Annotated in this window: 21 protein-coding genes and 3 rRNA genes; 2 read left to right on the plus strand and 22 right to left on the minus strand. The window is 63.0% G+C overall.

Annotated elements, in window-relative coordinates; genetic code table 11:
* The gene (locus tag ACQP0C_RS35170; RefSeq protein ID WP_433727129.1) at positions 1-1,179 is read right to left on the minus strand and encodes an acetyl-CoA C-acetyltransferase; all 1,179 of its coding nucleotides are present in this window, start codon (positions 1,177-1,179) and stop codon (positions 1-3) included.
* 224 nt (positions 1,180-1,403) lie between these two features.
* On the opposite strand from ACQP0C_RS35170, the gene mce reads away from it, so the two are divergent.
* Together mce and ACQP0C_RS35180 are read left to right on the plus strand one after the other, a co-directional pair.
* Complete coding sequence (gene mce / locus ACQP0C_RS35175; protein ID WP_433734738.1) at positions 1,404-1,865, plus strand: methylmalonyl-CoA epimerase; 462 nt, start codon at positions 1,404-1,406, stop codon at positions 1,863-1,865.
* Positions 1,866-1,951: 86 nt separating this feature from the next.
* Complete coding sequence (locus ACQP0C_RS35180; RefSeq protein ID WP_397035204.1) at positions 1,952-2,956, plus strand: hypothetical protein; 1,005 nt, start codon at positions 1,952-1,954, stop codon at positions 2,954-2,956.
* A gap of 120 nt (positions 2,957-3,076) precedes the next feature.
* Here ACQP0C_RS35180 and ACQP0C_RS35185 read toward each other — a convergent pair whose 3' ends face one another.
* The 21 genes from ACQP0C_RS35185 to prmC form a co-directional block, all read right to left on the minus strand.
* Entirely contained in the window at positions 3,077-3,385 is a 309-nt protein-coding gene (locus tag ACQP0C_RS35185; RefSeq protein ID WP_433727131.1) for an ATP/GTP-binding protein, read from the minus strand.
* A 121-nt stretch (positions 3,386-3,506) separates the two neighbouring features.
* A complete protein-coding gene (nucS, locus tag ACQP0C_RS35190) occupies positions 3,507-4,193 on the minus strand; it encodes an endonuclease NucS (protein ID WP_433680614.1) in 687 nt (228 codons plus the stop codon).
* 59 nt (positions 4,194-4,252) lie between these two features.
* Positions 4,253-4,984, minus strand: coding sequence for a rhomboid-like protein (locus ACQP0C_RS35195; protein ID WP_433727133.1), 732 nt, complete (start codon positions 4,982-4,984; stop codon positions 4,253-4,255).
* Positions 4,985-5,191: 207 nt separating this feature from the next.
* A 5S ribosomal RNA gene (rrf, locus tag ACQP0C_RS35200) occupies positions 5,192-5,308 on the minus strand.
* Between the two features lie 131 nt (positions 5,309-5,439).
* Positions 5,440-8,572, minus strand: a 23S ribosomal RNA gene (locus ACQP0C_RS35205).
* Positions 8,573-8,904: 332 nt separating this feature from the next.
* Positions 8,905-10,421: ribosomal RNA gene (locus tag ACQP0C_RS35210) — 16S ribosomal RNA — on the minus strand.
* Together the 16S, 23S and 5S rRNA genes form the textbook arrangement of a ribosomal RNA operon.
* A gap of 502 nt (positions 10,422-10,923) precedes the next feature.
* The gene (gene murA, locus ACQP0C_RS35215; RefSeq protein ID WP_433727135.1) at positions 10,924-12,183 is read right to left on the minus strand and encodes a UDP-N-acetylglucosamine 1-carboxyvinyltransferase; all 1,260 of its coding nucleotides are present in this window, start codon (positions 12,181-12,183) and stop codon (positions 10,924-10,926) included.
* Between the two features lie 246 nt (positions 12,184-12,429).
* Positions 12,430-13,011 carry a cob(I)yrinic acid a,c-diamide adenosyltransferase gene (locus ACQP0C_RS35220; protein WP_433727137.1) on the minus strand — a complete coding sequence of 194 codons (582 nt, stop codon included), beginning with the start codon at positions 13,009-13,011 and terminating at the stop codon, positions 12,430-12,432.
* A 54-nt stretch (positions 13,012-13,065) separates the two neighbouring features.
* Positions 13,066-13,488: a DUF2550 domain-containing protein gene (locus ACQP0C_RS35225; protein WP_040687141.1), complete on the minus strand. Its 423-nt coding sequence runs from the start codon at positions 13,486-13,488 to the stop codon at positions 13,066-13,068.
* A gap of 268 nt (positions 13,489-13,756) precedes the next feature.
* Positions 13,757-14,134 carry a F0F1 ATP synthase subunit epsilon gene (locus ACQP0C_RS35230; protein ID WP_433680618.1) on the minus strand — a complete coding sequence of 126 codons (378 nt, stop codon included), beginning with the start codon at positions 14,132-14,134 and terminating at the stop codon, positions 13,757-13,759.
* A gap of 6 nt (positions 14,135-14,140) precedes the next feature.
* Positions 14,141-15,583 carry a F0F1 ATP synthase subunit beta gene (gene atpD, locus ACQP0C_RS35235; RefSeq protein ID WP_433727139.1) on the minus strand — a complete coding sequence of 481 codons (1,443 nt, stop codon included), beginning with the start codon at positions 15,581-15,583 and terminating at the stop codon, positions 14,141-14,143.
* 99 nt (positions 15,584-15,682) lie between these two features.
* A complete protein-coding gene (locus tag ACQP0C_RS35240) occupies positions 15,683-16,657 on the minus strand; it encodes a F0F1 ATP synthase subunit gamma (RefSeq protein ID WP_433727141.1) in 975 nt (324 codons plus the stop codon).
* A 60-nt stretch (positions 16,658-16,717) separates the two neighbouring features.
* Positions 16,718-18,355, minus strand: a complete 1,638-nt coding sequence (atpA, locus tag ACQP0C_RS35245) for a F0F1 ATP synthase subunit alpha (protein WP_433727143.1) — start codon at positions 18,353-18,355, stop codon at positions 16,718-16,720.
* A gap of 49 nt (positions 18,356-18,404) precedes the next feature.
* Positions 18,405-19,214, minus strand: coding sequence for a F0F1 ATP synthase subunit delta (locus ACQP0C_RS35250; RefSeq protein ID WP_433727145.1), 810 nt, complete (start codon positions 19,212-19,214; stop codon positions 18,405-18,407).
* Positions 19,215-19,233: 19 nt separating this feature from the next.
* A complete protein-coding gene (locus ACQP0C_RS35255; protein ID WP_433727147.1) occupies positions 19,234-19,794 on the minus strand; it encodes a F0F1 ATP synthase subunit B in 561 nt (186 codons plus the stop codon).
* 7 nt (positions 19,795-19,801) lie between these two features.
* Positions 19,802-20,050: an ATP synthase F0 subunit C gene (locus ACQP0C_RS35260; protein WP_433194966.1), complete on the minus strand. Its 249-nt coding sequence runs from the start codon at positions 20,048-20,050 to the stop codon at positions 19,802-19,804.
* A gap of 71 nt (positions 20,051-20,121) precedes the next feature.
* The gene (gene atpB / locus ACQP0C_RS35265; RefSeq protein ID WP_433727149.1) at positions 20,122-20,970 is read right to left on the minus strand and encodes a F0F1 ATP synthase subunit A; all 849 of its coding nucleotides are present in this window, start codon (positions 20,968-20,970) and stop codon (positions 20,122-20,124) included.
* A 243-nt stretch (positions 20,971-21,213) separates the two neighbouring features.
* Positions 21,214-21,669 (minus strand): hypothetical protein, encoded by a 456-nt coding sequence (locus tag ACQP0C_RS35270; protein ID WP_433727151.1) that lies wholly within the window; start codon positions 21,667-21,669, stop codon positions 21,214-21,216.
* A 103-nt stretch (positions 21,670-21,772) separates the two neighbouring features.
* Complete coding sequence (locus ACQP0C_RS35275; RefSeq protein WP_433680625.1) at positions 21,773-22,915, minus strand: glycosyltransferase family 4 protein; 1,143 nt, start codon at positions 22,913-22,915, stop codon at positions 21,773-21,775.
* A gap of 40 nt (positions 22,916-22,955) precedes the next feature.
* Entirely contained in the window at positions 22,956-23,621 is a 666-nt protein-coding gene (locus ACQP0C_RS35280) for an L-threonylcarbamoyladenylate synthase (protein ID WP_433727153.1), read from the minus strand.
* 140 nt (positions 23,622-23,761) lie between these two features.
* Complete coding sequence (prmC, locus tag ACQP0C_RS35285) at positions 23,762-24,640, minus strand: peptide chain release factor N(5)-glutamine methyltransferase (RefSeq protein ID WP_433727155.1); 879 nt, start codon at positions 24,638-24,640, stop codon at positions 23,762-23,764.
* Between the last annotated feature and the right edge of the window lie 20 nt (positions 24,641-24,660).

Here is a 24,660-nt window from a genome sequence, read left to right on the forward strand (position 1 = left end):
CTAGACCTTGATGATCAGGGCGTCACCCTGACCGCCACCACCGCACAGGGCGGCCGCGCCGATACCGCCGCCGCGCCGCTTCAGCTCCAGCGCCAGGTGCAGCAGGATGCGCGCACCCGACATGCCGAGCGGGTGGCCGATGGCGATCGCGCCACCGTTGACGTTCACCTTCTCCGCATCGATGCCCAGCTTGCGGGTCGAGGCGATACCAACCGCCGCGAACGCCTCGTTGATCTCGACCAGATCCAGCTCGGCGGGCGAAATGCCCTCGCGCGCACAGGCCTTGGCGATGGCGTTGGCGGGCTGATCCTGCAGGGTCGAGTCCGGACCGGCGACAACGCCAGCGGCGCCGATCTCGGCGATCCAGCTCAGACCGAGCGACTGCGCCTTCTCCTTGCTCATCACGACCACCGCGGCCGCACCGTCGGAGATCTGCGATGCGGTGCCAGCGGTGATGGTGCCGTCCTTGCGGAAGGCCGGGCGCAGCTTGGCCAGCGATTCGGCGGTGGTGTCCGCGCGGATGCCCTCATCGGTGTTCACCAGGACCGGATCGCCCTTGCGCTGCGGCACCGCTACCGGAACCACCTCGTCATCGAAGACGCCGTTCTTCCACGCCGCCGCGGCCCGCTGATGCGAGGCCGCCGCGAACGCGTCCTGATCCTCCCGGCTGACCGGCTCGGCGTCGTTGCGCTGTTCGGTCAGCGCACCCATCGGCTGGTCGGTGAAGATGTCGTGCAGGCCGTCGTAGGCCATGCTGTCGCGCATCGTCACATCGCCGTATTTGAAGCCCTCCCTGCTCTTTTCGAGCAGATGCGGAGCCTGGCTCATGGATTCCTGGCCACCGGCGACGACGATCTCGTACTCGCCGGCGCGGATCAACTGATCCGCGAGCGCGATCGCGTTGATGCCGGAAAGGCACACCTTGTTCACCGTCAGCGCGGGCACATCCATCGGGATGCCAGCGGCGACCGCGGCCTGCCGGGCCGGGATCTGGCCCGCACCCGCGGTCAGCACCTGGCCCATGATCACGTAGTCGACCTGCTCCGGCGCGACGCCGCCCTTCTCCAGCGCCGCCTTGATGGCGAAGCCGCCCAGGTCCGAACCGCTGAAGTCCTTCAGACCCCCGAGCAGCCGACCGACCGGGGTACGCGCACCGGAAACGATCACGGTTGTGGTCACGACGAGCCTCGCATTCATTGATCGGAACAGCGCCGCGCACTCCGCACTGCACGGACTCATACGCGGCGTCAACCTCTGTACTCAACGGTAGCTTGTCCTAGTCGACCGACTCTCTCCAGGTACGCGGTGCCTTATCCTGCGCGCGGCCGAGCGCAAGGGACCAATGACGGCCTTCCGGCCGACCGCGTCCGATCAGGCGCTACGTTCGAGTAGTGAGCAACGATATGGACCCGTCGAACTTCATCCCAGGTGACTACGTCATCGCCGTCGACCATGTCGGCATCGCCGTGCCGGACCTGGACGCCGCAATCGCCTGGTATACCGAGAATCTCGGCATGATCGAGACCCATCGTGAGGTCAACGAGGCGCAAGGTGTGCACGAGGCGATGCTGTCGCTGCCCGGCGCAGCCGACGGCGCGACTGCTCTGCAGTTGCTGGCGCCCTTGAACGCGGATTCGACAATCGCCAAGTTCATCGATCGCAGCGGACCGGGACTTCAGCAACTCGCCTATCGGGTCACCGATATCGAGGCCGTCTCCACGTATCTTCGTGATCGAGGTCTGCGTTTGCTGTACGACGCCCCTCGGCACGGAACCGCGGATTCCCGCATCAATTTCATCCACCCGAAGGATGCTGGCGGTGTGCTGATCGAGTTGGTCGAGCCGAACTCGAATGTTACGCACTAGTATCAAGATCGGGCCTGAAAAACTCGTCCCGATCACATTCGCGGTCGAGTCACCATGAGGTGCAAGTAGGCTGTAGTTTGTGTGCCATGTCGTCACCTGAGTCCGATCGCAATCGCTTCGTTGCACTGCCCTTCACCGTTGTGCGCAAGGGTTATGCGCAAGACGAGGTACGCAACTACTTCGACCGTTTCGATGCCGAGTTAAGGGTCACCGCCACAGATCGGGATGCCGCTGCGGCGCAAGCCCGTAACCTCGCCAGCCAGCTGGAGGACGCGCGGGACGAGATCGACGAACTCCGTAAGGAAGTCGATCGCCTTTCGGTTCCGCCGACCACTGCGGAAGGTATGTCCGACCGCATCTCTCGGATGCTGCGGCTGGCCTCCGACGAGGCCTCCGAGGTGCGCGCTCTGGCGCAGGCCGAGGCGGCGGAAATGGTGTCGATCGCCGAGCAGCAGGCCACCGAAATGCGTGGTAAGTACGAATCGCTGCTCGCCGAGACCAAGGAGAAGCGCGAGGCGCTCGAAATCGAATTCGAGCAGACTCTCGCGAATGCGCGTACCGAATCCGCAAAGATCATCGAGGCCGCCCAGGCCGAGGCCGACCGTCTCGGCAAGGAAGCCGACGCCAAGCGCAAGGCGACCCAGCAGGACTTCGAAGCCACCATGGCGGAGCGTCGCACCAAGCTCACCCGCGCCATGGAGGAGCTCGAGGCCACCAGCCGCGCCGAGGCCGCTCAGCGGATCAAGGATGCGACCGACGAGTCCAACCGCCTCATCACCTCCGCCACCCAGACCTCCGAGCGCAAGATCGCGCACGCGAAGGAACTCGCCGAGGAGATGCGCGTGCTGCGCGGCCGGGTGCTCGCCCAGCTGCTCGGTATCCGTGGTCAGCTCGACTCGGTGCCCGCCATGCTCGCGGCGGTCAACCGGGAAAGCGAACTGCTGGACGGTGTTCCGGATCAGCGCAAGTCGATCGGCGGTGGCACCAAGTCGGTCACCGGCGGTTCGCGCGCCAAGGCGATCCCCGAGGTCTCGGCCGAGGAAGACGACATCGACGCCGACGAGCGCGAGAACGCCGAAATCAGCAACTGACACCGGCGGGCTGAGCGGCGACAAACGCAACACCCCAACCGAATTCACACCGAAGGCCGTCCCGGAACCGGGGCGGCCTTCCTAATGTGCGGCACGGGCGCTTCAGTGCCCCAACCCGATTCACGACCAGCGACGCGTAATCCGCCGTGTCCGACGGCCGTTCCAGCAGCCGCGGTGCCAGTGCCTACGGTCGTCCTCACCGTCGTCGACCGCCCACGCGACGACATGCGCTACCCCGGGCGGGATTTCGTGATCGCAGCCCGGGCAGCGATAGGTTTTGCTCGCCCGACTGCCCGGGATGGTCCGCACGATGTACATCTCGTCGCTGTCCGGCCCCGCCTCCCGCCGACCGAACACATCGCCGATCGGCGAGCCGCCCGGCTGCGAGCGACCCACCTGGCGTTCCGTTCGCGGCTTCCGTCGGGGCATGGCATAAGCCTAGGTCGTGGCCCAGCACACACCGCGCACAGTCCGTCCTACCCCGCGCACGCCTCTACGCGGCGCGAATCCGTGAACGCCCCAATTCGTTGTGCAGCGGGGAAAGGAGGGGCTAGAAGAGGCGGAATTCGTTGCTCTCCGTGCCGCGTAGGGCATCGTAATCGAGGGTCAGGCAGCGAATGCCGCGGTCCTCGGCGAGGGTGCGGGCCTGCGGCTTGATCTGCTGGGCAGCGAAGACGCCAGCGACGGGAGCGAGGAGTGGATCGCGGTTCAGCAGTTCGAGGTAGCGGGTCAGTTGTTCGACGCCGTCGATCTCACCGCGGCGCTTGATCTCGACGGCCACGGTGGCGCCGTCGGCATCGCGGCAGAGCAGATCCACCGGGCCGATGGCGGTCATGTACTCGCGGCGGATCAGCGTGTAGCCAGGGCCCAGGGTCTGCACATGCTCGGCGAGCAGTTCCTGAAGATGGGCCTCCACACCGTCTTTCACCAAACCCGGGTCGATGCCCAGCTCGTGCGAGGAGTCGTGCTCGATGTCCTCGATGGTGATGCGCAGTTCCTCACCCGCCTTATTGGTGACCACCCAGAATGCCTTCGCACCCTCCGGTACCGCGTCACCATCGCGCTCCTCCAACCAGCACGGCGGGCTCATCCAGTTGAGCGGCTTATACGAGCCGCCGTCGGAATGCACGAGGACCGAACCGTCCGCTTTGATCAGCAGCAATCGGCGGGCCATGGCGAGATGGGCGGTGAGTCGCCCTACGTAGTCGACCTGACAGCGAGCAATCACTAGGCGCACCCAAGCACTGTAGGTGAGTGCCCGGTCCCGCCTGGCGTCAGCCCTGTCGCATCGGACTGTCAGCCCATGAGCAAGATAGCCGCGAGGATCGCGCTCACGGCGAGCAGGCCGGATTCGACCCTGGTGAGTCGGCGGGTCGACGCCGCTTTGGCCCGGATCATCCCGAAGCCGACCGCTGTTCCGATACCGAAGGCGACCAGGTGGCCGACGTTGGTGAAGGTCTGCTCGATCAGCACGCCCTCGGCGGCGACGATGAACCACACGGTGGACCAGGCGATACGCCAGCGATGCGGGATGGCGACCACGATCGCACCCACCAACGCCATGGCGCCGTAACTGACCCCGACGTCCTGGGCCCAGCGGATACTCGCGGGCAGCCAGTCGGCCTCGATGGCGATCCAGAGGCCAACGGCGACAAGGAGCGTGGCCCCGATATGTCCGGCCATGAAGACACGCACCATATGCATCGCGCCGAACCGCAGCTCCGCAAGGGCGAGCAGACAGCCGAGCAATGGGATCAGCACCCAGGCGGCACTGACATCACCGATCACCAGCGCGCTCGAGAACACGGTGCTGATGCGGCCGTTCAGCAGATTGTGCAGATTCGTGCTCGCGTGCAGCACCATCCGCGTTTGCGCGGAATCACTCAGCACGGAGAAGACCACGGTGACAGCGACAAGGGCCGCCAGATATCCGAACGTCGCCGGGAGTCTCAGTTGCCACCAGCTCGAGCGAAGCGGTCTGAGGGGTTCAACCGGCGCGCGGTCAGCGGTTGTCGTCGCTGCGACCATCAACACCTCCGTTTGGGTCGACGCCCTCCTGCCCAGAGGATGCCGCGTCGACTACTACCTACTGTCTCTCTCCATCATGCGTGATCGAATCGCACACAGACTGGCTGTTCCCTGTGAGATTGCTCCAAAACATGCGGACCACAGAAAAGGACAGGCCATATAACGCAGAAAGGCCCCCAACTGTGTTGGGGGCCTTTCGCAAGGATGTTCCGGCGGTGTCCTACTCTCCCACACCCTGTCGAGTGCAGTACCATCGGCGCTGGTGGCCTTAGCTTCCGGGTTCGGAATGGGACCGGGCGTTTCCCCACCGCTATAGCCGCCGTAACTCTATGAAACTATCCACAGACAGCCCAGAAAACCCCCACAACCCCCCTGTCGGGGGGTCGGTAGTGTTTCCTGTCTACCTGTATCTGTGTGTTGTTTCAGATACCGCACAGTGGACGCGTAGCTTCTTTGTTGGTAAGTCCTCGGCCGATTAGTACCAGTCACCTACACCCGTTACCGGGCTTCCAGTTCTGGCCTATCAACCCCATGGTCTGTGGGGGGCCTTAACCACTCAAAGGTGGTGAGAAACCTCATCTTGGAACAGGCTTCCCGCTTAGATGCTTTCAGCGGTTATCCCTTCCGAACGTAGCTAACCAGCAGTGCCCTTGGCAGGACAACTGGCACACCAGAGGTTCGTCCGTCCCGGTCCTCTCGTACTAGGGACAGCCTTCCTCAAGTTTCTGACGCGCGCGGCGGATAGAGACCGAACTGTCTCACGACGTTCTAAACCCAGCTCGCGTGCCGCTTTAATGGGCGAACAGCCCAACCCTTGGGACCTACTCCAGCCCCAGGATGCGACGAGCCGACATCGAGGTGCCAAACCATCCCGTCGATATGGACTCTTGGGGAAGATCAGCCTGTTATCCCCGGGGTACCTTTTATCCGTTGAGCGACACCGCTTCCACTTGCCGGTGCCGGATCACTAGTCCCGACTTTCGTCCCTGCTCGAGCTGTCACTCTCACAGTCAAGCTCCCTTGTGCACTTGCACTCGACACCTGATTGCCAACCAGGCTGAGGGAACCTTTGGGCGCCTCCGTTACATTTTAGGAGGCAACCGCCCCAGTTAAACTACCCACCAGGCACTGTCCCTGAACCAGATCATGGTCCGAGGTTAGAAGTCCAATACGACCAGAGTGGTATTTCAACGACGACTCCACACACACTGGCGTGCATGCTTCACAGTCTCCCACCTATCCTACACAAACCGTACCGAACACCAATACCAAGCTATAGTGAAGGTCCCGGGGTCTTTTCGTCCTGCCGCGCGTAACGAGCATCTTTACTCGTAATGCAATTTCGCCGAGTCTGTGGTTGAGACAGCAGAGAAGTCGTTACGCCATTCGTGCAGGTCGGAACTTACCCGACAAGGAATTTCGCTACCTTAGGATGGTTATAGTTACCACCGCCGTTTACCGGGGCTTAAATTCTCAGCTTCGCGCCGAAACGCTAACCGGTCCTCTTAACCTTCCGGCACCGGGCAGGCGTCAGTCCGTATACATCGTCTTACGACTTCGCACGGACCTGTGTTTTTAGTAAACAGTCGCTTCTCTCTGGTCTCTGCGACCCAACCCAGCTCCGAGAGTAAATCTCATCACCAGACCGGGTCCCCCTTCTCCCGAAGTTACGGGGGCATTTTGCCGAGTTCCTTAACCACAGTTCTCTCGATCGCCTCAGTATTCTCTACCTGACCACCTGTGTCGGTTTGGGGTACGGGCCGTGTACCAACTCACTAGAGGCTTTTCTCGGCAGCATAGGATCACTGAATTCACCTCAATCGGCTACGCATCACCTCTCAGGCTGAATGTTGTGCGGATTTGCCTACACAACGCCCTACAGGCTTACACCAGTACAACCACTGACTGGCCCAGCTACCTTCCTGCGTCACCCCATCGCTTGACTACTACAGCAGGGGTCGTATGCATCCCCATCTCTTCACCCGAAGGTGATAGGTCCGGTTCAGGATACTTAGCACCACTGATTCGCCATTGGGCGCGGATACACGGGTACGGGAATATCAACCCGTTGTCCATCGACTACGCCTGTCGGCCTCGCCTTAGGTCCCGACTCACCCTGGGCGGATTAACCTGGCCCAGGAACCCTTGGTCATTCGGCGGACGAGTTTCTCACTCGTCTTTCGCTACTCATGCCTGCATTCTCACTCCCACAGCCTCCACAACTGGCTCACGCCGCTGCTTCCAAGGCTGTAGGACGCTCCCCTACCCATCCACACCACTGCACCGAAACCCGTAGGAAACGGCGGATGTATTGTGTGAATGCCGCGGCTTCGGCGGTGTACTTGAGCCCCGCTACATTGTCGGCGCAGAATCACTTGACCAGTGAGCTATTACGCACTCTTTCAAGGATGGCTGCTTCTAAGCCAACCTCCTGGTTGTCTTCGCGACTCCACATCCTTTTCCACTTAGTACACGCTTAGGGGCCTTAGCCGGCGATCTGGGCTGTTTCCCTCTCGACTACGAAGCTTATCCCCCGCAGTCTCACTGCCACGCTCTCACACACCGGCATTCGGAGTTTGGCTGATTTCGGTAAGCTTGTAGGCCCCCTAGACCATCCAGTAGCTCTACCTCCGGCGTGAAACACGTGACGCTGCACCTAAATGCATTTCGGGGAGAACCAGCTATCACGGAGTTTGATTGGCCTTTCACCCCTACCCACAGCTCATCCCCTCAGTTTTCAACCTAAGTGGGTTCGGGCCTCCACGACGTCTTACCGTCGCTTCACCCTGGCCATGGGTAGATCACTCCGCTTCGGGTCTAGAACACGCGACTACAAACGCCCTATTCGGACTCGCTTTCGCTACGGCTACCCCACACGGGTTAACCTCGCCACATGCCACTAACTCGCAGGCTCATTCTTCAAAAGGCACGCCATCACCCACCACAACAAGTTGTGCGTAGGCCCTGACGGATTGTAAGCGCACGGTTTCAGGTACTATTTCACTCCCCTCCCGGGGTACTTTTCACCTTTCCCTCACGGTACTAGTCCGCTATCGGTCACCAGGGAGTATTCAGGCTTACCGGGTGGTCCCGGCAGATTCACAGCAGATTTCACGGGCCCGCTGCTACTCGGGCATCATCCACAACAGCCGTTGAGTTTTCACTTACCGGGCTATCACCGTCTACGGCAGGCCGTTCCAGACCACTTCAACTAACCCAACGGTTTCTGACTGTCGCTCAGACCGGCAGATCTGAGAAGAATGACCCCACTACCCCACACGGACAACCCCTGCCGGGTATCACATCCGCATGGTTTAGCCTCATCCGCTTTCGCTCGCCACTACTCACGGAATCACAATTGTTTTCTCTTCCTGTGGGTACTGAGATGTTTCACTTCCCCACGTTCCCTCCACACACCCTATATATTCAGATGCGGGTAACACGACATCACTCGTGCTGGGTTTCCCCATTCGGAAATCCTCGGATCTCAGCTCGGTTGACAGCTCCCCGAGGCTTATCGCAGCCTCCTACGTCCTTCATCGGCTCCTGGTGCCAAGGCATCCACCGTACGCTCTTAAACACTTACTAACAAAGATGCTCGCGTCCACTGTGCAGTTCTCAAACAACACACCCGTATCGAACCCAATTCCGACACCAGCACCCCAGCCAAAAAACTGAGGTCGGTATGACCGGGAACCCGAACGGATCGTTATCTTGCCTGGAAAGAACGCCTGTTCTTTCAGGACCCAACAGTGTGTCGATATATCCACCACAGCTTCCGGACACAGCCGAAAACTCGATGCGATGAAGCTTGTCAGCGTTCCACCCATGAGCTTCCGCCGGACTACAGACGAGCCCGAAACGGTCTCTGCCACAACCACATCCACCTGTGTGAAGTGTCGTGGAGAAGTGCTCCTTAGAAAGGAGGTGATCCAGCCGCACCTTCCGGTACGGCTACCTTGTTACGACTTCGTCCCAATCGCCAATCCCACCTTCGACGGCTCCCTCCACAAGGGTTAGGCCACCGGCTTCGGGTGTTACCGACTTTCATGACGTGACGGGCGGTGTGTACAAGGCCCGGGAACGTATTCACCGCAGCGTTGCTGATCTGCGATTACTAGCGACTCCAACTTCACGGGGTCGAGTTGCAGACCCCGATCCGAACTGAGACCGGCTTTAAGGGATTCGCTCCACCTCACGGTATCGCAGCCCTCTGTACCGGCCATTGTAGCATGTGTGAAGCCCTGGACATAAGGGGCATGATGACTTGACGTCGTCCCCACCTTCCTCCGAGTTGACCCCGGCAGTCTCTCACGAGTCCCCGCCATAACGCGCTGGCAACATAAGATAAGGGTTGCGCTCGTTGCGGGACTTAACCCAACATCTCACGACACGAGCTGACGACAGCCATGCACCACCTGTACACCGACCACAAGGGGGCCTACATCTCTGCAGGTTTCCGGTGTATGTCAAACCCAGGTAAGGTTCTTCGCGTTGCATCGAATTAATCCACATGCTCCGCCGCTTGTGCGGGCCCCCGTCAATTCCTTTGAGTTTTAGCCTTGCGGCCGTACTCCCCAGGCGGGGTACTTAATGCGTTAGCTACGGCACGGATCCCGTGGAAGGAAACCCACACCTAGTACCCACCGTTTACGGCGTGGACTACCAGGGTATCTAATCCTGTTCGCTACCCACGCTTTCGCTTCTCAGCGTCAGTTACTTCCCAGAGACCCGCCTTCGCCACCGGTGTTCCTCCTGATATCTGCGCATTTCACCGCTACACCAGGAATTCCAGTCTCCCCTGAAGTACTCTAGTCCGCCCGTATCGACCGCAAGCCCACCGTTGAGCGGTAGGTTTTCACGATCGACGCGACGAACCGCCTACAAGCTCTTTACGCCCAGTAATTCCGGACAACGCTCGCACCCTACGTATTACCGCGGCTGCTGGCACGTAGTTGGCCGGTGCTTCTTCTACAGGTACCGTCACTCACGCTTCGTCCCTGTCGAAAGAGGTTTACAACCCGAAGGCCGTCATCCCTCACGCGGCGTCGCTGCATCAGGCTTCCGCCCATTGTGCAATATTCCCCACTGCTGCCTCCCGTAGGAGTCTGGGCCGTGTCTCAGTCCCAGTGTGGCCGGTCACCCTCTCAGGTCGGCTACCCGTCGTCGCCTTGGTAGGCCATTACCCCACCAACAAGCTGATAGGCCGCGGGCCCATCCTGCACCGATAAATCTTTCCACCACAAGACATGCATCCCATGGTCATATCCGGTATTAGACCCAGTTTCCCAGGCTTATCCCGAAGTACAGGGCAGATCACCCACGTGTTACTCACCCGTTCGCCGCTCGTGTACCCCGAAGGGCCTTACCGCTCGACTTGCATGTGTTAAGCACGCCGCCAGCGTTCGTCCTGAGCCAGGATCAAACTCTCCGTTGAAGACTCTTGAAACAACCCCGAAAAGGGCGAATCAGAAGAATTAACCAGAGTCCGAAAACCATGGCAAAATCAAACGCCAACAAAAGTATTTGCTGACTTAAATGTCCAGCCCCACCACACGGGGGTATGAGGAGCCGGAACCAAAATAATATTTGGCACTGACATTCATCGACACACTATTGAGTTCTCAAAGAACACACGCACAAACCATCTCGCGGGTTTGACCCCGGTCGATCGGTGAGGCAACTTATCAAGCTTAGCTCAGTCGGGAACCCGAATCAAAATCGGGGTCTCGTTCGAGCTAGTGTGATCGTCAGGCGCTCTACGTCCTACCTCGTTTCCCTGGTCCTTTGCTCAGCCTTTCGGCTCAGCGCGTCGGCCCCGGGTCGGTGTCCGTGTCGCTCTGACTCGAATAAAGTTACGTGTCGGCGTGCACGATGTCAAATCGCCTGGTCAGAAACGGTTTTCGACGAAACGAGATCGTCGCCTGCCGTTCACATGATCAATCCGCGGCGCCGACCCGCTCCACCTGACCACCCAATGCCTGCAGCTGCTCAACGAATTTCGGGTAGCCGCGGTCGATGTGGAAGACGTCGTGTACTTCGGTGGTGCCGTCGGCAACCAGACCGGCGAGTACCAATCCGGCACCGGCGCGAATATCCGACGACCACACCGGCGCACTCGACAGCCGTGGAATTCCGCGCACCACCGCATGATGTCCATCGGTCCGGGCATCGGCGCCCAGCCGGATCATCTCCTCCACGAAACGGAAGCGCGCCTCGAAGATGTTCTCGGTGATCATCGAGGTGCCGTCGGCAATCGCCGCGAGACCGATAGCCATCGGCTGCAGATCGGTCGGGAATCCGGGAAACGGCAGCGTCGAGAAATTGACCGCGCGCGGCCGATCGGCCTGAATCACTCGGAAACCGTCCGGTTCGAACGAAATGCGCGCACCCGCCGAGCGCAGCTTGTCCAAGACGAGGGACAGGTGCTTGGGATTCACCCCGGTGACGCGGACATCGCCCATGGTCATCGCCGCGGCGATTCCCCACGTCGCCGCCACGATCCGATCACCGATCACTCGGTGCGTCGTTGGCTCGAGACGCTCGACGCCCTGAATGGTGAGCACCGACGTACCCGCCCCACTGATCCGCGCACCCATCCGCACGAGCATGTTGCAGAGATCGACGATGTCGGGTTCGCGAGCGGCGTTATCGATGACCGTCTCGCCCTCGGCGAGCACGGCCGCCATGAGGATGTTCTCGGTCGCGCCCACCGAAGGGAAGTCCAGCCTGATCCGCGCGCCCTGCAGTTCCTCCGCGCGCGCGACCACACAACCGTGCTCGATTTCGCTTGTCGCGCCGAGCAGCCGCAAACCAGCCTGATGCATATCCAACGGGCGCGAACCGATCGCGTCGCCGCCCGGCAGTGCGACAACCGCCCGCTTGCAGCGGGCCATCAGCGGACCGAGCACGCAGACGGACGCGCGGAACTGCGTTACGGCCGGAAAATCCGCGTGGTACTTCGGCTCGGCGGGCGTGTTGATCGTGACGACCGAACCATCGATGGCGACATCGCAGCCGAGCCCGCGCAACACATCACCCATCAACGGCACATCGAGGATGTCCGGGCAGTTCGTAATGGTGGTCGTGCCCTCGGCCAGCAAGGCAGCCGCCATCAACTTGAGGACGCTGTTCTTCGCACCCCCGACCGCGACCTCACCGACGAGTCGATTCCCGCCAGTAACCAAAAACCGTTCCATGCCGCCTCTCCGCGTATTCGGCGCACTATTGGTGCAAAGGATAGTTGCGATGCGGGCCGCTGGTAGCGGTGCCGGGGTTATCTCCAGGTAGCTGGTCGCACTTCCCGAGTGTCCAGCAACTTTTTGCGAGCGTGTTGGGCGCCGGACGGTCGGTCGCGGGCTGTGCCCCGGGTCTCCCCAAGAAGTTACCCACGTCTACACCAGATCAGTCGAGCGGGATTCGGATGCTGCAGTTTCGTCGGTCGTTCAGTCCGATGTCTGCTCCCCACCAGGCTTCCACAGCACATCGCCGCCCGGGTTGGCGGCTCGGCTCAGGATGAACAGCAAGTCGGAGAGGCGATTCAGGTACTTCGCCGGAAGGATATTCGTATCGCCCGGATGCGCCTCGATCGCGGCCCAAGCGGAACGCTCCGCGCGGCGCGCAACCGTGCGAGCGGTGTGCAGCAGGGCGGCCAATGGAGTGCCGCCGGGCAGAATGAACGAATTCAGCGCTGGCAGTTCGGCGTTGAACTCATCACACCAAGCTTCGAGGCGGTCGATATAGGGCTGAGTGACGCGCAGCGGCGGGTACTTCGGCTCCGCGACCACCGGGGTCGACAGATCCGCACCCACGTCGAACAGATCGTTCTGCACCTGCCGCAGTACCTTCAACAACTCCGGCGCGGGTGCACCGAGCGCGATGGCCACGCCAATGGCGGCATTCGTCTCGTCACAGTCCGCATAGGCGGTCAGCCGCGGATCCGTCTTGGCCACCCGGGAAAAGTCGCTGAGACCCGTCGTCCCGTCGTCGCCGGTCCGCGTGTAGATCCGCGTCAGGTGCACACTCACATGGCCCACCCTATCGCTGCGAGCACACCCACAATTTCGACTAGCAGATTTCGTCTAGAGGCCGGGCAGACGGCGGGTGCGATCCGACGGTCGGGATTCGACCCAGGACAGGAAGGCCGCCAATGAGCCACGGTCCAGGGCCAGTTCGTAATTGCCGTCATTGTCCGAGACCGCGGTCACCGCGATCTCGTCGGTCATGATGTCGTATTCATCACCGCGCGGGCCGCGCCGATCACCGATCTCGATGCCCTGGCGTCGAATGGTGGAGTCGGGGCCCAGCTTGAGGCTGGAAAGTTTGTAGAAGACGAGCCGATCCTCGTCGTATCGAATCAGGCCGTGCCGCCAGCCCTGGCCGCCACGCGCGGGCAGCACGCGCAGGATCGCCGCAGTTCCGCCGCGGCGCAACATGATCAGCCGATAGGTCGAAGCGAGCGCCAAGAGAACGAGCGTGAGCACCAGAATGATCAGGAGAACCATCCCGGTCTGCAATGCTGTTCGTCCCTTCGCTCCGCCGCCACACCGACGACCCAGTGTCCGATCGGCGGTGTTCGCGGGCCCTCCCCGTGGTTTACGCAAGCTACCGCTTTCGGGTCCGAGCGCACACCGCCGTTCGGTCATTCAACCACGGTCCCGAGTTTACAAATGGCCGGGCCTTGTCTTTGAAGGATCGGACCCGGAAACGCCACTGTCGGCGGCGAAGACAACTTCACCGCCGACAGTGGCGAACGCAATCCCGATGCGGTGCTTACGCGTTCGCGTTCGCCTCGACCGCGCGCACCTGACCCTCGGCCGCCAACTTCGCTTCCACGCTGGCCTCGGCGTCGGCCAGCACCCGACGGGCCGCCTCGACGTCGATCTCGTCGGCGAACTCCGCGGACTCGGCCAGCACCCGGACCGAGGTCGCGGTCACCGAGAAGAACCCACCGTGCACCGCCGCGGTGATCCGCTCTCCCTCGGTGGGCACGATGCTCACGATGCCGCCCTCGATCAGCTGGCCGAGCAGCGGCTCATGGCCCGCCAGGATGCCGATCTGGCCCTCGGTGGTCTGCGCACTGACGAACGTCGCCTGGCCGGACCAGAGCAAACGCTCGACGGCGACGAGATCCACTGACATCTCCGACATGGGTGACTACTTTCCGGCGATCTTCTTCGCGGCCGCCTCGACGTCGTCGAGACCACCGCAGGAGCTGAACGCCTGCTCCGGGAAGTGGTCGAACTCGCCCTTGCAGACGCGGTCGAACGCCTCGATGGTGTCGGTCAGCGGCACCACGGAACCCGGCTGGCTGGTGAACTTCTCGGCCACGATGAAGTTCTGGCCGAGGAACTTCTCCAGACGACGGGCCCGGCCGACGAGGACCTTGTCCTCTTCGGAGAGCTCGTCCATGCCGAGGATGGCGATGATGTCCTGCAGTTCCTTGTACTTCTGCAGGATCCGCTTCACCTCGTTGGCGACCCGGAAGTGCTCCGCACCGACGATCGAGGCCTCCAGGATGCGGGAGGTCGAGGTCAGCGGGTCGACGGCCGGGTAGATGCCCTTCTGCGAGATCGGGCGGGAAAGCTCGGTCGTCGCATCGAGGTGGGCGAAGGTGGTCGCCGGGGCCGGGTCGGTGTAGTCGTCGGCGGGCACGTAGATGGCCTGCAGCGAGGTGATGGACCGACCACGGGTCGAGGTGATGCGCTCCTGCAGCTCACCCATCTCGTCGGCCAGCGTCGGCTGGTAACCGACGGCCGAGGGCATGCGGCCGAGCAGGGTCGACACCTCGGAACCGGCCTGGGTGAACCGGAAGATGTTGTCGATGAACAGCAGCACGTCCTGGTGCTGCACGTCGCGGAAGTACTCGGCCATGGTCAGGGCCGAGAGGGCGACGCGCATACGGGTGCCCGGCGGCTCGTCCATCTGGCCGAAGACGAGGGCGGTGTCCTGGAGGACGCCCATCTCTGCCATTTCCAGGTGCAGGTCGGTGCCCTCACGGGTGCGCTCACCGACACCCGCGAACACGGACGTACCGGAGAACTCACGCGCGATACGAGTGATCATCTCCTGGATCAGCACGGTCTTGCCGACACCGGCACCACCGAACAGACCGATCTTGCCGCCCTTCACGTACGGGGTCAGCAGGTCGATGACCTTGATGCCCGTCTCCAGGATCTCGGTCTTACCCTCGAGCTGGTCGAATGACGGGGGCTTGCGGTGGATGCCCCACTGCTCGCCGTCGCGGCCGAGGCCGGGGGTGTCGAGGCAGTCGCCGAGGGCGTTGAACACGTGGCCCTTGGTGACGTCGCCGACCGGCACCGAAATCGGCTTGCCGGTGTCGGTGACGGTGGCGCCACGGACCAGACCGTCGGTGGGCTGCATCGAGATGGTGCGCACGATGTTGTCACCGAGGTGCTGGGCGACCTCGAGGGTCAGGGTCTTGGCCACCGAGGTCAGGGTGATCTCGGCGTGCAGAGCATTGAACAGCTCAGGGATGGACCCCCGCGGGAACTCGACGTCCACGACGGGGCCGATGACGCGGACGACGCGACCTGTTTTCGCGCCCGTCCGGCTCTCTTGAGTGACAGCTGCGGTCATTAGTTGGTTCTCTTCCGTGTCTTATTTGCGGCCTTCGGGGGCCCTACGTGGTTACGCTGCGCTTCCGCCTCCGGGCCCTGACCTCAGGCCGCGGGCTGCTTAGTCGCGGTCGGAGCTCGAAGCCAGCGCGTTCACGCCGCCGACGATTTCGCTGATTTCCTGCGTGATCTGGGCCTGCCGCACCGAATTCGCCTGCCGGGTAAGCACATTGGCCAGTTCGTTGGCGTTGTCGGTGGCTGCCTTCATTGCGGTGCGCCGAGCCGCCGACTCGGATGCCGCTGCCTCGAGCAACGATGAGTAGATGCGGGTGTTGATGTACTTGGGCAGCAGCGCCGCCAGCAGCACATCGGCATCGGGCTCGAACTCGTACTGGGCCGTCAACTCGGAGGGGGCGACCCCGTCGGAGAAGGAGTCCTCACCCAACTCGAAGTTCTCGTCGACGAAGCTGACCTGGATCGGCGCCAGGCGGCGCACCTCCGGGGTCTGGGTCAGCATCGACACGAAACGGGTGTACACGATGTGCAACTCGTCGACGCCCTCGATATTGCCGGTCCCGTTCGGGGCGGGCACCTCACCCTCGGAGCCCGCCATGAAGGCGTCCACGAGGTGATGGCACGCGGCCGAGGCATCGTTGTACTTCGGCTGCTGGGAGAACCCGGTCCACGCATTGACCAGCGGCCGACTCCGGAAGGTGTAGTACGTGAGGCCCTTATTGCCCATCACGTACAGCACCGGCTCCTTGCCCTCGCCACGCAGGGTGACCATGAGCTCTTCGGCGCGCTTGAGCACGTTGGAGTTGTAGCCACCACACATGCCGCTGTCACTGGTGATCACCAGGACGGCGGCACGGCGCGGGTTGGCCCGCTCGGTCAGCAGCGGGTGCGACAGACTCGTCGACGCACTCGCCAACTCGCTGAGGACCTTGGTGATCTCCTCGGCGTAGGGCTTCGCGGCCGCAACCCTGGCCTGGGCCTTGGAGATTCGCGAGGTCGCGATCAGCTCCTGGGCCTTGGTGATCTTCTTGATCGAACTCACACCACGAATGCGGGAGCGCAATTCACGCAAGCTTGCCATCAGCGGTTCACACTCCCTTCAGTTCATTCGTGAGAATCGAATAGCGCATTGCTCGCTCGATTACTTCTCGACGTGCTTACGGGTCACCGACAGCGATTCGACCTCTTCGTGGTCGAGCTCACCGGCGGCGGCCTCGTTCACGACGCGCGAACCGTCGGAAGCGAGGAAGCTCTGCTTGAACTTGTCGGTGGCCGCCTTGATCGCGTCGCCGTTCTCGGCGTCGAGCACCTTGCCGCCCTCGATGGACTTGAAGGCGTCGGCCGCGCTGCGGTGCAGATCCTCGAGCAGTTCGCTGTTGAAACGACGGATGTCGGCAACCGGAACCGAGTCGAAGTAGCCGGCGTCGACCAGGAAGATCGAGACGATCTGGTCCTCGACCGGAACCGGCGTGTACTGGTCCTGCTTGAGCAACTCGACCCAGCGGGCACCGCGCTCCAGCTGCGCGAGGGATGCGGCGTCGAGGTCGGAGGCGAAGGCGGAGAACGCCTCCAACTCGCGGTACTGCGCCATTTCCAGACGCAGCGAACCGGCGACCTTCTTCATGCCCTTGGTCTGGGCGGCGCCACCGACACGGGAGACCGAGGTACCGACGTTGATCGCCGGACGGACACCCTTGTTGAACAGGTCGGACTCGAGGAAGACCTGGCCGTCGGTGATGGAGATGACGTTGGTCGGGATGAACGCCGAGATGTCGTTGGCCTTGGTCTCGATGATCGGCAGACCCGTCATCGAACCGGCGCCCATCTCGTCGGACAGCTTCGCGCAACGCTCCAGCAGACGCGAGTGCAGGTAGAAGACGTCACCCGGGTACGCCTCGCGGCCCGGCGGGCGACGCAGCAGCAGCGAGATGGCGCGGTACGCCTCGGCCTGCTTGGTCAGGTCGTCGAACACGATGAGGACGTGCTTGCCCTGGTACATCCAGTGCTGGCCGATCGCCGAACCGGTATAGGGCGCAAGCCATTTGAAGCCGGCCGAGTCCGAAGCGGGGGCCGCGACGATGGTGGTGTACTCCATCGCACCGTGCGATTCCAGCGCGGTCTTCACGCCCGCGATGGTGGAACCCTTCTGGCCGATCGCGACGTAGATGCAGCGAACCTGCTTGGTCGGGTCGCCGGTCTCCCAGTTCGCCTTCTGCGCCAGAATCGCGTCGATGCAGACCGCGGTCTTACCGGTCTTACGGTCGCCGATGATCAGCTGACGCTGACCACGACCGATGGCGGTCAAGGCGTCGATGGCGGTGATGCCGGTGGCCAGCGGCTCCTCGACCGGCTGACGCTGCAGCACGGTCGCGGCCTGCAGCTCGAGCACGCGCTGCTCGTCGGCCTCGATCTCGCCGAGGCCGTCGATCGGCTGACCGAGCGGGTTGACCACGCGGCCGAGGAACTTGTCACCGACGGGGACCGAGAGCACGTCGCCGGTGCGGCGAACCTGCTGGCCCTCTTCGATTTCCGCGAACTCACCGAGGATGACCGCACCGATCTCGCGGTCCTCGAGGTTCAGCGCGACGCCGAGCACACCACCCGGGAACTCGAGCAATTCATTGGCCATCGCCGAGGGCAGGCCACTGACGTGCGCGATGCCGTCGCTGCAGTCGGTGACAACACCGACTTCTTCGATGGAGGTTTCCGGGGTGTAGCTCTGGGTGTAGCTCTCGATCGCGCTACGGATCTCATCGGTGGAGATCGTCAGCTCCGCCATAGTCTTCCTGCTCTCGCTGTCTGGTCTGAATGTCGGGGTGGTTGTGGTGTCAGGCCAGAGCCCGACGCAGCCGTTCCAGTCGGCCGGTGGCGCTGCCGTCGATCAGGTCGTCGCCGACGGTCACAACGACGCCGGTCAGCAGACTCGAATCGACCTGCACGTGCACCGTGACCGGCTTGCCGTAGATGCGCTGCAACGATGCCGCGAGATGGTCCCGCTGCTGGTCGGTCAGCGCGACCGCGGCGCGCACATGCGCGACGATCTGGTCGCGCCGAGCGGCGGCGAGACCGGACAATTCGTCGAACGCTTCGCCGATGCTCGTCTTGGACCGAGTGACCACCTGGTCCGCCAGGGTCTGGGTGATGGACTCGGCCTTACCTGCGAGCAGCCGCTCGATCAGCGCGCGCTTGGCCTCGGTGGGCTTCACGCGATCCGAAAGTGCCTGCTCCAGATCGGGGTTGTCGCCGATGATCCGGGCCAGCCGGAACAATTCGTCCTCGACCGCCCCGAGCCGTCCGCTGTCGGCGGCCGACTCCAGCAGCGCCTCCTGGCCGAGCAACACCAGGGTGTCGACCAAATCGGCGGTGCGCGACCAGTTCTGGGCCACCGCGGTGGTCAGCACCGCCAGGGTGGCGGGGCTGACCTTGCCGCTGAAGACCCGTTCGCTGAGTTCGGCGCGCGCCGAGCCGGGAACCGACACGTCCGCGAGCGCAACACGCAGCGAACGCTGGTCATCCAGCACGGCGACAACGGCGAACAGTTCCGACCCCGTCGTGGCCGCAACACTGTCGCTTCCGGTCAGAGCGGCCCGAAGCGCCTCCCGTGCCCGGGAGCTTGCCTCGCGGCTCGCTGCGTACATGCTTCTCACTTTCGCGTCGCTACCTTCCGACCCCAATGCCGGCATCCGACTGATCGAGTTCGGCGAGGAACCGGTCGATCGATGCCGCCTGCTTAGCTTCGTCCGAAACCGACTGTCCGATAATCTTTTCGGCCAAATCGACGGCAGTTTTACCGACTTCGGCACGCAGCTCGGTCAGGATCTGCTGGCGTTGAGCTTCCAGCTGGCTGTGACCGGCGGCGACGATGCGGTCGCTTTCGGCCTGTGCTTCCGCGCGCATCTGCGCGAGGATCTGCTGGCCCTGGGTGCGTGCGTCCTCACGGATGCGCGCGGCCTCGAGCCGGGCGTCGGCCAACTGCTGCTGGTACTGCTGCAGCGTCAGCTGAGCTTCCTCCTGCGCGGCCTCGGCCCGCTGGATTCCGCCCTCGATCTTGTCCGCACGTTCATCCAACACCTTGATGAGGCGCGGGATGACGTACTTGTAGAAGATGACGCCGATGATCGCGATGCAGACCACCGACCACACGATGTCGTAGGTCTCGGGGAGGAGGGGATTGATGTCTTCCCCTGTCTCCGCGGCGAGCATAGAAAGCGTGTTCATGGCTATCTCAGAAGATGAAGCCGGCAACAAGGCCGATCAGCGCCAGGGCCTCGGTGAACGCGATACCGAGGAACATGTTGGTGCGGATGGTGCCCTGCAGCTCGGGCTGACGAGCGATGCCCTCGATGGCCTTACCGACCACGATGCCCACACCGATGCCGGGACCGATAGCGGCCAGACCGTAGCCGATGGCGCCGAAGCCCTTGAACTTCTCGGTGGAGGTTGCCGCTTCCTGGGCCAGGTACGCGAGGCTCATGAGTCTACTTTCCCTTTCTGTTGCTCACCCGCCGGTCGGCGCGGTGTAGCAGGTTTCCGGTAGTTGTTCGGTCAGTGCGAGTCGGCGTGTTGCGCGAGTCCGATGTAAACGGCGGTCAGCAGGGCGAAAACGTAGGCCTGCAGGAAGATGACCAACATTTCGAACAGCGTGAACCCGAGTCCGGCGAGCAGCGAGAACGGTGAGAACACCTTCATCCAGGCCGCGGCGTCGAACAGGAAGAACCAGGTGGCGCTGAAGAACAGCACCAGCATGATGTGACCGGCCAGCATGTTGGCCATGAGTCGGACGGTCAGCGTGAACGGGCGCAGGATGAACGTCGAGACGAACTCGATCGGAATCAGCAACACGTGCAAAGCGGGCGGAACATTCGGAACCACGATGCTGCTGCGCATATAGGTGACGAACCCGTACTTCTTGATACCCACGAAGTTGAACGTGAGGTACGCGATGAGGGCCAGCACCAGCGGCATGCCGATTCGGGCGTTCGACGATATGTTCAGCCCCGGAATGATGCCGGAGAAGTTGAGAAACAGAACCGCGAAGAAGATCGTCGCGATCAACGGGAGGTACTTGCGACCGGATTCTTTACCGAGCACCTCTTCGGCAATCTGTTCCTTGACGAACACCAGACCGGTTTCGGCGATGTTCTGCAGGCCGCGCGGGACGATGCGAGGATTGCGGAATGCCAGCACCATGACGAGCACCAGCGCGGCGGTCATCACCAGCCGGATCAGCATCAAACGGTCGAGTTCGAACGGCGTACCCTCGAACAGCACAGCTGGAGGGAAGAAGTCGGACAGCGATGGCGCGTGGAACTCGCCCGCCAAAGTGGTGACGCTCAGCGTTCTCTCCCGTGTTCGGGCCGCGGGTACGGTCATTCCCGCGGTTCGATCGGACATTGACGATCAATTGGGTCGACTCAGGTCGGCTCGAAAATTCGTCAGCAGCTGTGCGGCAATCCGCATGGGCGTCTGTACGTAGTGTCGGCGACATCGTCGACATGCAGAACCGGAACCCTCGGAGCCCGGCACGGCAGTAAGCATAGCTGCCATCCGGCGGGATCTTGGTGATCCCCCCTTGCTTGGTCGCTTGCTTACCAACACTTTACCAAGTTATCTACGACAGCGTGTAGGTGGGTGCGATTATTGCTGCGCAGAGGGCGAATCGGACCTATCGGTCGGTACGTTTACATAGGGAACCTTCTGCCGCAGAACGCCATACGTCTCCGCGCCGAGCACGATGAGCAAGGACCCGACCACCGTCAGGAACAGCGCCATCCGGTCGTAGAAGTCGAAGCGCTGCAGCACTGCGATCACGATCATCGCGACCAGCAGCTTGCCCACCCAGCTCACCAACATGACCAGGCCTGCGGTGCTCGCCGGCAGCTTCGCGCCGAACAGCACCACGGCCGCGGTGGTGAGGATGAAGCCGCCACCGATGGCCGCGCCGAGCAGCGCGCCCCAGAGCCCGGACAAACCGGCCACCGCCGAGGCAATGGCCACCGACAGCACCACCAGAACGGCCAATCCGATCACGCCGTAGCGCAGCGCCGCCTTCAGGGGAGCGTCGGGACCAGGGATCGGATCAGTGAGACTCACGACTGCGCCTCGCTGGCGCTCGGCTCCGTCGTTCCTCCGGACGCTGGGTTTATGGTTCGCTCGCTTCGCTCACTCACGGTCCGAACTTTACCTGGACCTTGCTTTACGGATCCGCGGGCTCCTTGCGGCGCAGGCCCGGTATCGCGGTCACCACCAGCGCGAAAACCAGCCCGCCCGCCATCATCAGCACGACGATCCGCCGATCATGGATCAGCGAGGTGCCGACGGCGCCGAACGCCAGTACGCCGACCCACAAATAGATCACCAGTACAACGCGGCGGTGCGAATGTCCGATCTGCAACAGCCGGTGATGCAAGTGCATTTTGTCCGGTGTCGAGAAACTCACACCGGCGCGGACCCGGCGCACGATCGCCAGCAGCAGATCCAGCACCGGAATGAACATCACCGCACCGACCAGCAGCAGCGGCGAAAGCAGACCGACGATGTCGCGAGGTCCGTAGCCCGCCAAATTGATTCGGCCCGAGGCACCGGTCGATACCGCCGCCAGCATGAGCCCGATCAACATCGAACCGGAATCGCCCATGAATATCCGTGCGGGCGAAAAGTTGTGTGGCAGAAATCCCAGACAGGCGCCCGCGAGCGCGGCCGCGAGCAGGGCTGGCGGATATGTGTCGACCGAACCGCCCTGGTTGTAGAGCAGTCCGACGGTGAATACGAAGACCGCGCCCGCGCAGATCAGGCCGAGTCCGGCGGCCAGACCGTCGAGTCCATCGACGAAATTCATGGCATTGACGATGGTGACGGTGATGCCGACGGTGACCAGACCGCCCTGGAGTGCGTCCAGCACCACGGTCGTGTCGTTGAACGGGTTGTAGATGACGTACCAGCTCAGACCCATGACCGCCATCACACCGGCGGCGGTGACCTGACCGGCGAACTTGGTCAGCGCATCCAGGCCCCACCGGTCGTCGACGATGCCGACGAGCACGATGATCGTGGCCGCGACCAGCACCGCCGGAATATCCGGCGCGTAATCGAAACCCCTTCGCAGCGCGGGCAATTGGTGCGCGAACAGGACGGCCCCGACCACCCCGACGTACATGCCGACCCCGCCCATCCGCGGAATCGGTTTGACGTGCACATCGCGTTCGCGCGGCACCGCGACGGCGCCGAATGCGATGGCCAGCACCCGAATTCCGCCGGTCGCGAGAAAGGTCACCGTCGCCGAGATGAGAATCACGAGCAGCAGCTCGCGCAACGGAACTACAGCACCCGAACCGATCATCCGATTATCTGATCCGCCATACGATCACCGCGTCCCGAGGTCACCGGGTCGCGACGCTGGTCAGCGCCTCCGGGGACATCCCGAGCACATCGGCGATATCGCCGACCGATACCGCGCCCTCGCGCAGGATCCGCGGCTGATCCGCGGTGAGATCGACGATGGTGGAGGCGACCGCGTGTTCGGCCGGGCCGCCGTCGAGGTAGACCCCGACCAGATCGCCGAGCTGACCGCGCGCCTCGGCGGCGGTCTTGGCGGGCGGCTGCCCGGAGATATTGGCACTGGAGACAGCGAGCGGGCCGACCTCGCGCAACAGTTCCAGCGCGACCGGATGCAGCGGCATCCGCAGCATGACAGTGCCGCGCGTATCGCCGAGGTCCCATGCGAGCGAAGGTGCTTGCTGCACAACAAGACTCAGTCCACCGGGCCAGAACGCCCGGATCAGTTCGCGAGCCTGCGGACGCACCGAGAACACCAGGCCGTCGATCGTGTGCCAGGAACCGACCAGCACCGGTACCGGCATATCCCGACCGCGCCGCTTCGCGGCGAGCAGTTCGCTCACCGCGGTCGAATCGAATGCGTCGGCGGCCAGGCCGTACAGCGTGTCGGTAGGCAGCACGACCAGGCGTCCGGATTTCAGGGCGCTGGTGGCCGCGGTCAGTCCGGCGGCGCGCGAGTCGGCATCCGCGCAGTCGTAGACGGTACTCACGGCCCCCATCCTGTCACGCGTGCCACTCGATGCCACCATCCCGGGGGCTGTTCTGGTCGGTGGTCACCGCGACGAGCCGAATGGTCGCGCTGCGCATATGTGGGGAACCCGGGGTCGACTCGCCCCGCCCGATGCGCGAATCAGGTGCGGGTCGCGGCGACGAAGCGGGGCTTATCCGCGAGGTCGGGGTGCTCGACGATGTCGGTGAAATCACCCTGTCCGGCCAGGAGGGCGGCGAGATCGGAGCCGTTGGTGTCGTCGTGTTCGATGGCGCAGGAGCCGCCCCAACGCAGCAGACGGGTGATGGTGGGCAGCATCTGCCGGATGACGTCCAGTCCGTCCGGGCCGCCGAAGAGGGCCAGACGCGGGTCGTGGTCGGCGACTTCGGGATCGAGTTCGGCGTCTTCGGGGATATAGGGCGGATTGGCGACGATGAGATCGACCCGGCCGTTGAACTCGGTGAGCAGATCCGGGTCGGTGACATCGTCGGCGTAGAGGGTGATCGGGGTATCGCCCTCGGCAATGCGCAGGTCGGCATTGCGGCGGGCCCATTGCAGGGCCGCGGGATCGATCTCGATCGCGTGCACGTCCGCATCCGGGCGGGCCTGGGCGATGGCCAGCGCCAGCGCGCCGGATCCGGTGCACAGGTCGAACACGACCGGCGCGTGATCGTGCGGCAGCGCCTCCAATTGCGCCAATGCCCAGGCGAACAGCAACTCCGTCTCCGGACGCGGGACGAAAACGCCGGGACCGACCTCGAGGTCGATCTCGCCCATCGAGGCAGTACCGGTCAAGTGCTGCAATGGAATTCGCTCCGCCCGCCGGGCGACCAGGGCGCGGTACTGCTCGATCACCTCGGGGGTGACCAGCGGTGTCAGTGCCAACCGGGTCCGTTGCACGCCGAGCAGGTGGGCAGCCAGATGTTCGGCATCGGCTTGCGGGCTGTGCACGCCCGCGACGCGCAACGTCTCGACGGCTTGGTTGATGGCTGGGCGCAATGCCACGCGAGTTCCGGACATGAGGTCGACACTCCCCGTTC

This window comes from Nocardia sp. CA-129566 (assembly GCF_050956075.1).
Lineage (GTDB): Bacteria > Actinomycetota > Actinomycetes > Mycobacteriales > Mycobacteriaceae > Nocardia.